10 protein-coding genes and 1 other RNA gene are annotated in these 12,194 nt (G+C 41.0%); 9 read left to right on the forward strand and 2 right to left on the reverse strand.

Translation table 11 applies throughout. The features are described from left to right. Nucleotides 1–20: 20 nt before the first annotated feature. Nucleotides 21–1,205 carry a proline dehydrogenase family protein gene (locus ACXZ1K_RS15485; RefSeq protein ID WP_458970580.1) on the reverse strand — a complete coding sequence of 395 codons (1,185 nt, stop codon included), beginning with the start codon at nt 1,203–1,205 and terminating at the stop codon, nt 21–23. An 86-nt stretch (nt 1,206–1,291) separates the two neighbouring features. Between ACXZ1K_RS15485 and ACXZ1K_RS15490 the strand changes: the two genes are divergently transcribed. The 6 genes from ACXZ1K_RS15490 (at nt 1,292) to aroC (ending at nt 7,515) form a co-directional block, all read left to right on the forward strand. Then, on the forward strand, nt 1,292–1,498 hold the full coding sequence (locus ACXZ1K_RS15490; RefSeq protein WP_458970581.1) for an RNA-binding S4 domain-containing protein: 207 nt from the start codon (nt 1,292–1,294) through the stop codon (nt 1,496–1,498). Beyond that, complete coding sequence (gene aroB, locus ACXZ1K_RS15495) at nt 1,498–2,568, forward strand: 3-dehydroquinate synthase (RefSeq protein WP_458970582.1); 1,071 nt, start codon at nt 1,498–1,500, stop codon at nt 2,566–2,568. The genes ACXZ1K_RS15490 and aroB overlap by 1 nt, the downstream gene beginning before the upstream one ends. A gap of 553 nt (nt 2,569–3,121) precedes the next feature. Then, a complete protein-coding gene (locus tag ACXZ1K_RS15500) occupies nt 3,122–3,955 on the forward strand; it encodes a prephenate dehydratase (RefSeq protein WP_458970583.1) in 834 nt (277 codons plus the stop codon). 47 nt (nt 3,956–4,002) lie between these two features. Next, nucleotides 4,003–5,145, forward strand: coding sequence for a chorismate mutase (locus ACXZ1K_RS15505; protein WP_458970584.1), 1,143 nt, complete (start codon nt 4,003–4,005; stop codon nt 5,143–5,145). A gap of 21 nt (nt 5,146–5,166) precedes the next feature. Continuing rightward, entirely contained in the window at nt 5,167–6,417 is a 1,251-nt protein-coding gene (gene aroA / locus ACXZ1K_RS15510; protein ID WP_458970585.1) for a 3-phosphoshikimate 1-carboxyvinyltransferase, read from the forward strand. Between the two features lie 9 nt (nt 6,418–6,426). Continuing rightward, complete coding sequence (aroC, locus tag ACXZ1K_RS15515) at nt 6,427–7,515, forward strand: chorismate synthase (RefSeq protein WP_458970586.1); 1,089 nt, start codon at nt 6,427–6,429, stop codon at nt 7,513–7,515. Between the two features lie 20 nt (nt 7,516–7,535). Here aroC and ACXZ1K_RS15520 read toward each other — a convergent pair whose 3' ends face one another. After that, complete coding sequence (locus ACXZ1K_RS15520) at nt 7,536–9,959, reverse strand: alpha-ketoacid dehydrogenase subunit alpha/beta (protein ID WP_458970587.1); 2,424 nt, start codon at nt 9,957–9,959, stop codon at nt 7,536–7,538. A gap of 130 nt (nt 9,960–10,089) precedes the next feature. On the opposite strand from ACXZ1K_RS15520, the gene ACXZ1K_RS15525 reads away from it, so the two are divergent. From ACXZ1K_RS15525 to ssrA, 3 genes are all read left to right on the forward strand, one after another. Continuing rightward, nucleotides 10,090–10,491 carry a DUF1573 domain-containing protein gene (locus ACXZ1K_RS15525; RefSeq protein ID WP_458970588.1) on the forward strand — a complete coding sequence of 134 codons (402 nt, stop codon included), beginning with the start codon at nt 10,090–10,092 and terminating at the stop codon, nt 10,489–10,491. 62 nt (nt 10,492–10,553) lie between these two features. Beyond that, nucleotides 10,554–11,756 (forward strand): pyridoxal phosphate-dependent aminotransferase, encoded by a 1,203-nt coding sequence (locus ACXZ1K_RS15530; RefSeq protein ID WP_458970589.1) that lies wholly within the window; start codon nt 10,554–10,556, stop codon nt 11,754–11,756. 67 nt (nt 11,757–11,823) lie between these two features. Then, nucleotides 11,824–12,189: a transfer-messenger RNA gene (ssrA, locus tag ACXZ1K_RS15535) on the forward strand. Nucleotides 12,190–12,194: the final 5 nt, after the last annotated feature.

A 12,194-nucleotide genomic window follows, 5' to 3' on the forward strand; every position in this document is an offset into this window, starting at 1 on the left:
GCGCCAACGCACTGGATTTTCTAAACGCGCCTGCGTTGCTTCTCTTTAATGATCAGGCCAAGCTCCCTATTCGTTTGTCCAGAAATCGACGTATTCTCTTGTGCACGTCTAAATAAATATGGCATTACAGCTTTGATTGGTCCATAAGGCACGTATTTGGCCACATTATATCCAGCGTCAGATAAGTTGAAACTCAAGTTATCGCTCATGCCCAACAATTGGGCAAAATATACATGAGGGTGATCATGTGGAATACCATTTTCGTCAAGCAGCTCTGCCAACAACTTGCTACTTTTCTCATTGTGCGTACCACATACTATTGCTACTTCACCAATGTTTTTCAAGCAATACCTTAAAGAAGCGTCGTAGTCATCATCAGAAGCCTGTTTTGTAGGTTGTATCGGCGAAGGATAACCCATCTCCTCTGCACGTTTACGCTCTTTTTCCATATACGCGCCCCTTACCATCTTCACCCCTAAAATGAAACCTTCAGCTTTAGCAATCAGGTGGTCAGACTTCATATCGGCCAACTTGTCGTGTCTATATAGCTGATAGGTGTTGTAAACGATGATGCCTTCTTTATTAAACTTTCGCATCATATCCAGGGCAAGCTGATCTATGGTGTCTTGAATCCAGGTTTCTTCTGCATCAATCATGATGGGTACTTTTTGCTCATAAGCCCTTCTGCAAATCGCTTCACAACGTCTCTTAACCTTCTCAAATTCTTCTTGCTCTGCAGCGGTCAATTCCTTTTTTGCATCCAGCTTTTCAAATAAACCAAATCTACCTATCCCGGTTATCTTAAATACCGTAATAGGAATCCTTTTATCGCCAGCCGCACGTTCAACCGTCCGGATGATCTCAGCCGCCGTATAATCAAAAACGTCCTCCTCTTCTTCACCCTCTACTGAATAATCTAATATCGTCCCCACTTTTCCCGCGTCCAACTGTGCAATCGTATGCTCGCACTCACCTATCGTTTCCCCTCCGCAAAAATGTTTAAAAATGGTAGCCTTAATAATCCCTTTAATTGGCAAGCCTATGTTTAGGAAGAAATTTGTTACTGGGGGACCAACCTTTACCAGAAAGTTGCTGCCAATCATTTTAAACAACCAGTAGGCTGCATTCAATTCTCCGTTAGTTTTACTTTTGAAAGCGATTTCAGTATTATCAAAATTGAGTTCTTTGTTAGGAGATACCTTCATTAATGCCAGTTTTTTTTGCAAAAATATACAATCCCCCTGTTATCCATGGTACAACACTTTATAATTAATTGTAAGTTTGCCTTAAGATGATAGAATTTAAACTAGAAGGTGAATTTATACCTCTTATTCAGCTGCTCAAGGCCACTGGAACCGTACAAAGCGGCGGGGAAGCGCAAACTGTTGTGGAAGACGGGCTCGTTAAATATAATGGAACTGTAGATTATCGTAAAAGACTAAAAGTTCGTGTTGGCGATGTGATTGATTTTATGGGGCAAAAAATAACTGTTATCTAATGAAAAACCTGGATAGTGCGGGACACATCATTTATTTTGAATCTGGCCTAGCAGCCCTCGCTGAAGTGATCAATTCCAATAAATATAGCAAGGTATTCGTCTTTGTAGACAGAAACACTGCAGAGCTTTGCCTTCCACTGTTCCAGCAAATGCTGGATGATTATACAACTTTCGATTTAATTGAAACCGATCCGGGAGAAGAAAACAAAAACATTGATTTCTGCATAGGAATCTGGAAGACCTTATTAGATTTTGAGGCTGACAGAAAGTGTTTGATGATAAATCTGGGAGGTGGCGTAATTACAGATATGGGTGGTTTTGTGGCTTCAACTTATAAGAGGGGTATAGATTTCATCAACATCCCTACTACCCTGTTATCGCAAGTAGACGCTTCTGTTGGCGGTAAAACAGGAATTGATATCGATAATGTTAAAAACATGGTGGGAACGTTTACCCTGCCTAAATCGGTATTTATTGAAACAGCTTTTTTAAAATCATTATCTGAAAGGGAATTGCTTTCTGGCTTTGCCGAAATGATAAAGCATGGACTAATTGCTGATAAGTCCTATTACGAAAACTTAAAATCGGTAGATTATAAACAAATTGACGCACAGTCTATTTATCGCTCCGTTGAGATCAAAAACGAAGTAGTTACTGAGGATCCTCATGAAAGAGGTCTAAGAAAAATATTAAACTATGGGCACACTATAGGTCATGCCGTAGAAACTTATTCATTAATAAACGATGAGAAACCGTTAAATCATGGAGAAGCCATAGCCATAGGTATGGTTTGCGAAGCATATTTATCTCAAACCAACAATAGTCTGTTGGAGACCGAATTACAAGACATCACCCAATATTTTTTAAGTTTATATCCAGCTTACAGAATTAAAGAAACAAGCTTTCCGCAATTACTGGAATTTATGCAAAGCGATAAAAAGAATGAAGACGGGCAAATTATGTTCTCCTTATTGAACAATATCGGATCATGCGCCTACAATTGCAGGGTTAGTGAAAAGGATATACTGGCAAGTTTAGATTATTACAACACCCAGGCGGCAAAGTTCTAACAGCATCCGGACAGGCTTCGTTAAACCCCTCTTCAATCCCTGTCAAACTTCCGGGGAAACCCTGTACTTGCTTCAGGTTACCTACACCTTAGCTACAGGTTATGTTCAGGTTAGCGTCAGGTAAATCTGAACATAACCTGAACATAACCTGAAGAAGACCTGAACATAACCTGAACCAAACCCGGAAGTTCCCCAAGGTTTGTACAGCATTTACACTGGCCTACTCGCAGTGATGCCCTACTCCTTATGGGCTAATGCCCTTACTTAAAGTTTTGTGTTGAAAGAGATGCCGGAGCTGTGTTGGAACGCCAGAAGCATAACCCAAATATCAATTAAATATTTTTTTAAATTAGCTATTGACAAATTAAATTTTGTTAGTACATTTGGAAAAACGAAAAAAGAAAACTTTGAAGAACGTTACAACATATTGGACTGGTTACTTTTACTACTTTAGTAAGAGCCGGGGCTAGTATGTAACATCATCAACTAAGATAAATGTATACGAAAGTCCCGGCCTAAAGCCGGGACTTTTTTCGTTTAAAGCATTAATAAAATGAAAAAAGAATTACGAGTAGCGATCCAGGGTATCAAAGCATCATTTCATGAAGAAGCGGCTTTTAAGTTTTTCGGCAATGAAATTCATACTGTGGAATGCAACTCCTTCAAGCAAACTTGCGAGAAGCTACAAAATCAGGAAGCAGATTTTGTGGTAATGGCAATAGAAAATTCTATAGCTGGTAGTTTACTTCCAAATTACACGTTGATCCGTGAATACAATTTTGCAGTGGTTGGCGAGGTTTACCTGCCTATACAGCTGCATTTGATGGCCCTGCCAGGCGTAAAGTTTGAAGACATTCGCTTTGCAACCTCACATCCTATCGCTTTGCGCCAGTGCATTGATTTTTTTGATGCCTTTCCGCAGATCCAGGTAATCGAAGGTAGTGATACAGCTGCTTGCGCGAAAAAAATCAGGGATGAACAGTTGACGGATACTGTAGCCATCGCCAATACGCTTGCTGCAGAATTGTATGGCCTAAACATCATTGAAAGACGCATTGAGTCCAATAAAAAGAACTACACGCGTTTCTTGATTCTTAAACGTGAAAAAACAGAGGAATTAACCATGATCAATAAATCGTCAATCGTATTCCAGGTGGGCAATCATGTAGGGGCGCTTTCTAAAGTCCTCAACATCTTTGCTGAACAGCAAGTAAACTTAACAAAAATACAAAGTATGCCTGTGCTGGGTAAAAGGAATGAATACTACTTTTATGTAGACTTAGATTGGAGCAATACCGAAGGTTATGATAAAGCAGTGCGACAAGCGCTAAAATATACAGTGAATTTTAACATCATGGGCGAATATCAAAAAAACGATACCGTTTAAACCAATTGGCCCTTTAAAAAAATATTAACAAGACAAACCCCAAAACAATGAAATTACAATTAAACATTCAGCCATTAAACACTTGGCTAAACATCAACAATGAACCTTTAATCATCTCAGGACCATGCAGTGCAGAAACTGAAGAGCAATTGTTAACTACTGCTCATCTATTAGCAGCTACAGGTAAAGTATCTGTATTGAGAGCTGGTATCTGGAAACCACGTACCCGTCCGGGAGAGTTTGAAGGTATTGGAAGTATTGGCCTTGAATGGTTGAAAAGAGCGAAAGCGGAAACCGGATTGCCAACTGCTGTTGAGGTTGCCAATGCAAAACATGTTGAAGAAGCTCTAGCTGCTGGTGTTGATATCCTTTGGATCGGTGCACGTTCTACAGTAAACCCTTTTACTGTTCAGGAAATTGCTGATGCTTTGAAAGGTGTTGACATACCTGTATTGGTTAAAAACCCGGTAAACCCTGATTTGCAATTGTGGATTGGTGCTTTAGAGCGTATCAATGGTGCAGGTATTACAAAGTTAGGTGCTATACACCGTGGCTTCTCTTCATTTGAGAAAAGCTCTTTCCGTAACGAACCAATGTGGGAACTTGCTATTCAATTGAAAACTTTATGCCCTGAATTGCCAATCATTAACGATCCAAGTCATATTTGCGGAAATCGTGAATTGATTCCTTACATCGCTCAAAAAGCGCTTGATTTGGACATGCAAGGTCTAATGATCGAATCTCATGTTGATCCTTCTGTAGCCTGGACTGATGCAAAACAACAAGTAACTCCTGCAGCGCTTTCTGATTTAGCTGATCGTTTAACTGTACGTGAGCCTGAAACTTCTAACCCTGCAATTACTGATCAACTGGCCGACTTACGTAAGCAAATCGACAAAATTGATGATGTTTTGCTTCAAAAATTAGGTGAGCGTATGGCTATCGTTGGTAAAATTGGTGAGTTTAAACGTGATAACCAGGTAACTATCCTTCAGGTTAATCGTTGGGATGCCATCATACAAAAAGGTTCTGCCTTCGCTAAAGCATTAAAGCTTGATTTAAACTTTACTGAGAAGTTTTTAGAATTAGTGCACGGTGAATCTATCCGTAAGCAAACTGAAATTATGAATGCTGGTAAGGCAGAACAAGGAATTGCTGCTGAAGCGCATGCAGATGCAGTTAAACCATAAATCTGAAAGCTTACAATAATTATGAAGAATGCACTTGTTTCCTTTAAGGGCAGCAAAGAAATTAATGCAGAGATTGTCCTTACAGGTTCAAAAAGTGAATGCAACCGGGCGCTAATTATCAGTGCTTTAAGTAAAAATTCAGTGAAACTCGACAACTTGTCGGACGCTGCTGATACCGTGACTTTAAACCGGATATTGACTGAGATCTCGCCGAACAGCCCACATCAGCAAACCGTTGATGTGGGACCAGCGGGAACAGCTATGCGTTTTTTAACGGCATATCTTTCTGCGCAGCCAGGTACGTTTTTACTGACAGGATCTGAAAGGATGAAACAGCGTCCTATCGGTATTTTAGCAGAAGCGCTTAAAGCGATTGGTGCAGACCTATCCTATGCAGAAAACGAAGGCTTTCCTCCTTTATTGATTAACGGACCTTTAAGACAGCAGTCAAACACGGTTAGAATTAAGGGCGATGTAAGCAGTCAGTATATCTCTGCTTTGTTAATGATTGCCCCAACCTTGGAGCAAGGACTTACTCTTGAAATTGTTGGCGACCTAACCTCCATTCCCTATGTGACCATGACTTTGGACATGCTTGCTGAAGCTGGTATCAAACATGAATGGAATGGAAACAGCATAACCATTGCGGCACAAGATTTCAATAATGCTGTATTGGCTGTGGAACCAGATTGGAGTGCCGCTTCTTATTGGTACAGCATCGCTGCTTTAGCAAATTCGGCCAAGATAGCTTTGCCTTATTTAAAGGAGAAAAGCCTGCAGGGTGATAGCAGAATTAGAGAGATCATGGTTTCTTTTGGTGTGCAAACTTTGAAAACCGATAAGGGAATTGCTCTACAAAATATTGAAAAAAACTTTATTGATGGAGTAATGAATCTGAAGGATTGCCCGGATTTAGCACAAACGATTGTTGTTTGCGCTGCAGCACTGGGCAAAAACTTAAGCTTTACAGGCCTGGAGACTTTGAAAATTAAAGAAACTGATCGCATAATGGCTCTGCAAAATGAGCTGTCTAAGATTGGTGTCTTGTTAATAGAGAAGAACCAGGTTTATACACTAAACTGCAGCTCACTTCAATTTCCAGATCATGTTTCTTTCAAAACATATGATGATCATAGGATGGCGATGGCTTTTGCCCCGCTTGCACTGTTGATTAACGAAGTAGAGTTGGAAGATATGGATGTGGTGGAAAAATCTTACCCTGATTTCTGGAAAGACTTGCAAAAAGCGGGATTTACAGTTACAGAACATTAAAATATTATTATGGCAGGTAACTCATTTGGACAATTGTTCCGCATCAGCACGTTTGGAGAATCTCATGGTTTGGCCATTGGGGTTATTTTAGATGGCTGCCCGGCCCAATTACCTATAGATCTGGTATTTATCCAGTCGGAATTAGACAAACGTAAACCCGGACAGTCTAAAATTACTACTCAACGTAAGGAAAGCGATACCGTGCAAATCTTGTCGGGCGTTTTTGAGGGTAAGGCTACCGGTACTCCCATTGCCATGCTGATCCCTAATGAAGACCAGCGAAGTAAAGACTATAGTCACAATACCGATGTTTATCGTCCGTCTCATGCCGATTACACTTACGATGCTAAGTATGGCATCAGGGATCACAGAGGTGGCGGTCGCTCTTCTGCGCGGGAAACAGCTGCACGCGTTGCGGCTGGAGCAATTGCAAAACTGTTGTTGAAACATCATGGTATCGAAGTTTTTGCGCATGTATCTTCTGTTGGGAAAATACAAGCGCCTAACTTAGCCAATGATACGATAGACAACTTACTAACGATACGCGAAGAAAACATCGTTCGTTGTGCTGATCCTGCGACTGCTAACCAAATGATCGATTTCATCGACGGTGTTAGAAAAGACGGCGATACGGTTGGTGGAAAAATCAATTGTATCATTAGAAATTGCCCTGTAGGATTAGGAGAACCTGTTTTTGATAAGCTTCATGCTGATCTGGGCAAAGCCATGTTGAGCATTAATGCGGTACATGGTTTTGAATATGGGTCTGGCTTTGACGGCAGCGAAATGAGAGGCTCGGAACATAACGACATCTTTTTAACAGGCGACGGTCAGCCGAAAACCCTTACCAATTTTTCTGGCGGCATTCAGGGAGGCATATCTAATGGCATGGAAATCAATTTCACAGTTGCATTTAAACCAGTTGCCACGATTATGCACAATCAGCAAACTATTAATTCAGCTGGTGAAGCAGCGGAGATAAAAGGTAAAGGCAGGCATGATCCATGCGTAGTGCCAAGAGCGGTTGTTATTGTGGAGGCAATGGCCGCGCTGGTATTGGCAGATCATTTATTAAGAAACAAAACGAGCAAGCTTTAATTGCTTGCTCGTTTTGTTTCTTAAAATATTGAAGGGTATTTAGCTGCATTGTGGTCATGCATCATTTTATAAACTGCTTCTACAACATCATCAACAGAAGGCTTACTGAAATAATCACCATCAGAACCGTAAGGTGGCCTGTGCGCTTTTGCAGTTAAGGTTCTTGGCTGACCATCCAAATGGTAATAACCATTCTGATTTTCCAGTATGTGCTGCATAATAAATGCCGCACCGCCCCCAGGCACATCCTCATCAACTACTAATAATTTATTTGTTTTCTTTAGTGAAGTAGCACAGATTTGGCCGTTATCAAACGGCAGTAAGGTTTGAGGATCAATAATCTCTACTGAAATGCCGAAATTAGCCAACTCTTCTGCAGCCTCTTCTACAATCCTTAAAGTTGATCCGTAAGATACCACTGTGATGTCTGTTCCTGCTCTGATTACTTCGGCTTGTCCTAATGGGACGATGTATTCGCCAACGTTTTCCGGAAGCTTTTCCTTTAAGCGATAGCCATTTAAGCATTCTATTAATAATGCCGGCTCATCTGATCTGAATAAAGTGTTGTATATACCAGCCGCTTGAGTCATGTTACGTGGCACGCAAATATGAAGACCCCTTAAAGAACCCAGTATCATGGAAATAGGAGAACCGGAGTGCCATACGCCTTCTAAGCGGTGACCGCGGGTCCTGATGATCAATGGGGCTTTTTGTCCGGCTTTGGTCCGGTAAGACAAGCTTGCCAGATCGTCACTTAACACGTTGAGTGTATATAGCAAATAATCCACATATTGAATTTCAGCAATAGGTTTTAGTCCACGTAATGCTAAACCAATACCCTGGCCGATGATTGTCATTTCTCTAATTCCGGTATCGCTGATCCTGAGGTCGCCAAACTTGGCCTGCAACCCAGCAAAACCTTGATTAACATCACCAATGGCACCAAGATCTTCACCGAATGCAACTAACCTCAAGTCTCTCTTAAAATTGGCTTCAAAACAGGCATTTAAGATTTCCCTGCCATCAACCATTTTACTTTGATCATTATATTCCGGAGCAAGAGGCTCCAGTAAAAGCGGACTTTCTACGCCGTCTGTAAATAATTTGGAGTTGTAACGCTCCTCATTCAATTCATTTTGCGCTTTGTACCATTTTAAAAGCTCGTTCCTTTCAGGTGTTTCCTGGCTAGCAGTTAAACGCAACGCTTTTCTCACAGAGGAAGTTACCTCTCTTCTCAATGCATCAGGCGTAGCAGCCAATTTAGCAGCAATCTTGGAAACTTCTGCATCGCCGTTGGCGATACCATTAATCATATTGATGGCCTGCTCCTTTTCTTCCTGTATACTTTCTAAAAATTCGTTCCAGGCTTCACGTTGTGTTTCCCTGACAAATGTTTTAGCGGTTTCTTCCAGTTCAGTAAGTTCTTCTTCAGTTGCAATTGCAGATTCTAAGATCCATTTGCGCATTTGCACGATACAATCGTATTCTTTTTCCCACGCTAAGCGCTCACTATCTTTGTACCTTTCATGAGAACCAGACGTGGAGTGACCAAGGGGCTGAGTAACTTCTGTTACGTGAATCATTACCGGAACATGTTCCGTACGGCAAACTTCTATTGCGTATTGATACATCTCGCAAAGGGCTGGGTAATCCCATCCTCTCACCTTAAATATCTCATAGCCTGCAGCATGCTCATCTCTCTGAAAGCCTTTCAGAATTTCAGAGATATCTTCTTTAGTCGTTTGGTATTTTGCTGGAACGGATATTCCGTAAGCATCGTCCCATATAGAAATCGCCATCGGGATTTGTAATACTCCCGCAGCATTTATTGCTTCAAAAAAAACACCTTCGGCTGTTGATGCGTTGCCGATGGTACCAAATGCAACTTCATTGCCTGAAACAGAAAAATTGGTCAGGTAATCCAGTTCTCTATTTTGCCTGTACAATTTGGATGCGTACGCCAAGCCAACCAGGCGTGCCATTTGTCCACCTGTTGGTGAAATATCTGACGAACAGTTTTTGATTTGTGTAAGGTCTTTGAAACTTCCGTCCTCATTAATAGATCGGGTAGCAAAATGACAGTTCATCTGTCTGCCACCCGAAGAAGGATCTGCTTCCAAACTAGGATTTGCGTAAAGTTGAGCAAAGAATTCCTTTAACGTACAGATACCGGTAGCAAAAGCAAATGTCTGATCCCGGTAATAACCTGAACGCCAATCTCCCTTCTTAAATGCCTTCGCCATTGCGATCTGAGGAATTTCCTTACCATCACCAAAAATACCAAACTTCGCCTTTCCCGTTAATACCTCTTTGCGACCTAATATACTAGCCTGCCTGCTTTCAAAGGCAATTTTATAGTCGTTGATCACAATTGTTTTGAAATCATCAAAACTTAACTCAGAAGCATCTATTGGGTTAGTTGTAAATTTACTATTTGGCGTCATAAGCAAATCGGTTATGTAGCAAAGATACACAAAATCTAAAGTATGACTTAAATGTGGGGTGGAATTTATATGTTGGAATACTTTTTGATTTGTCACATAAAACATTAAATTTGTTTTAAAACTTGCTCACATGAAAAAGATCATTCTATTATTTACACTTATTTTAGGCTTTGGTGTTGCTGTAAATGCACAAACAGCTGCGGATTTTAAGTTCGACAAGGAGTCATATGACTTCGGAGATATCCTTATGACTAAACCAGCTACTGTTGAATTTAAGTTTAAGAACATCGGTGATGCTCCTTTAATCATTACAAATGTAACTGCGCCATGCGGATGTACAGTTCCACAGTGGACTAAAACACCTGTAAAAAAAGGTGAAACCGGCGTAATTACTGTTACTTATACTCCAAACCCAACACAGCCATTACCGTTTAGCAAAAACGTTACAATTACTTCAAATGCTGCAATCAATCCTAAAGTTCTTTATATTAAGGGAAAATCTGTTGCAACACTGCCTACGGCGACTAAGTAATATTTTTAAAGATATTTTAATAAAAAACCTCGTTAGTCAACGAGGTTTTTTATTTTTGCGGCATGCCGAAGATTTCAGACAAAGGGGTTCAAATGCCCGCATCTCCTATTAGGAAACTTACCCCATTTGCTGACAAAGCAAAGCAGGAAGGAAAGAAAGTTTATCACCTAAATATTGGTCAGCCAGACATTGCTACACCAGAAGGTATGCTAAATGCAATCAAAGACATTGACTTTGATGTTTGGGCTTATACACCATCAGAAGGTACGTTAAGTTATCGCACTAAGCTAGCTGAGTACTATAACAAACTGGGTTATGGCATCACTCCTGCTGATATATTAGTAACTGTTGGTGGTTCTGAAGCCATCACCATCGCCATGCAAACCTGTGTTAACGAAGGAGACGAAATTATTATTCCGGAACCGTTTTATGCCAATTATAATGGCTTCGCCTGCATGAGCAACGTAGTAGTGAAACCAATCTTATCCTATATTGAGACAGGATTTGCTTTGCCTCCTATTGCAGAATTTGAAAAGTTAATTACGGAGAAGACGAAAGCGATCATTATCTGTAATCCCAACAACCCCACTGGCTATTTGTATTCAAAAGAAGAATTGGAAGCGTTGAAAGCATTATGCCTTAAATACGATTTATTCCTTTTTTCTGATGAAGCTTACAGGGAGTTCTGCTACGATGGCAGGGAATTTATATCGCCCATGCACCTAGATGGTCTGGAAGAAAATGTAGTGATCATGGATACGGTTTCTAAGCGCTATAGCGCCTGTGGAGCACGCCTGGGTTGCTTAATCACTAAAAATAAAGAAGTTATACAATCAGGACTGAAGTTTGCGCAAGCAAGATTGAGTCCGGGTATGGTAGAGCAAATAGCCGGAACTGCGGCAGTTGACACACCTGACAGTTATTTTGAAGCGGTAAACAAAGAGTATACCCTACGCAGAGATACGCTTGTAAAACGCCTGAATGCTATTGAAGGCGTATTTTGTCCCAATCCAGGTGGAGCATTCTATGTAGTGGCTAAATTCCCTATCGATGATGCAGATAAATTCTGTCAGTGGATGCTGGAAAGCTTCAGTAAAGATGGAGAAACGGTCATGATGGCACCCGCTACAGGATTTTATTCTTCTCCTGGATCAGGAAAAAATGAAGTTCGAATGGCGTATGTGTTAAATACTGAGGATCTTAACAAGGCAATGGACTGCCTTGACGTTGCATTGCAGCAATATCCTGGTAGAACTGTGGCATAATTTTAGTAGTTTTGCAGTGTTAATGGTTGGAAAGGATTAGTTAGCCACACACCATTGACACGTTACCGGGGCCGTTTTGGATTTGACAGGGCGGAGGTACGTATGTTAGCATGCAGTGCGTTGTACGGAGAGCACTTAAAAGTGAACGTTCACACTTTGATTGGCGAAAATAACTACGCCTTAGCTGCTTAATTTAGAATTAAATAGCTTTTGTCCCTCTGGTTGCCGCGTTTTTAGGCCAGAATCTGGGGCATCGAAATAATGACGCTGGCAATTGTAAGGTACGGTACAGTTGCGAGATAAAGTACCTAAGGTGAAAGGTAAGGTCGGTTTCCAGCCCGCCATAACCCGAAAATCAATTGGAAAATAAGCATGTAGAAGGCATAATTTGCCACGCAACTGGACAAGGGTTCGAACCCCTTCGGCTCCACACAAGGC

Source organism: Pedobacter jaeyakensis (genome assembly GCF_054461315.1).

Excerpts from the sequence above, each read along its gene's own strand:
- ACXZ1K_RS15505 (WP_458970584.1), top strand. The coding sequence starts at position 4,003 with ATGAAATTACAATTAAACATTCAGCCATTAAACACTTGGCTAAACATC.
- aroA (WP_458970585.1), top strand. The coding sequence starts at position 5,167 with ATGAAGAATGCACTTGTTTCCTTTAAGGGCAGCAAAGAAATTAATGCA.
- ACXZ1K_RS15500 (WP_458970583.1), top strand. The coding sequence starts at position 3,122 with ATGAAAAAAGAATTACGAGTAGCGATCCAGGGTATCAAAGCATCATTT.
- ACXZ1K_RS15490 (WP_458970581.1), top strand. The coding sequence starts at position 1,292 with ATGATAGAATTTAAACTAGAAGGTGAATTTATACCTCTTATTCAGCTG.
- ACXZ1K_RS15525 (WP_458970588.1), top strand. The coding sequence starts at position 10,090 with ATGAAAAAGATCATTCTATTATTTACACTTATTTTAGGCTTTGGTGTT.
- ACXZ1K_RS15485 (WP_458970580.1), bottom strand. The coding sequence starts at position 1,205 with ATGAAGGTATCTCCTAACAAAGAACTCAATTTTGATAATACTGAAATC.
- ACXZ1K_RS15520 (WP_458970587.1), bottom strand. The coding sequence starts at position 9,959 with ATGACGCCAAATAGTAAATTTACAACTAACCCAATAGATGCTTCTGAG.
- aroC (WP_458970586.1), top strand. The coding sequence starts at position 6,427 with ATGGCAGGTAACTCATTTGGACAATTGTTCCGCATCAGCACGTTTGGA.
- aroB (WP_458970582.1), top strand. The coding sequence starts at position 1,498 with ATGAAAAACCTGGATAGTGCGGGACACATCATTTATTTTGAATCTGGC.
- ACXZ1K_RS15530 (WP_458970589.1), top strand. The coding sequence starts at position 10,554 with ATGCCGAAGATTTCAGACAAAGGGGTTCAAATGCCCGCATCTCCTATT.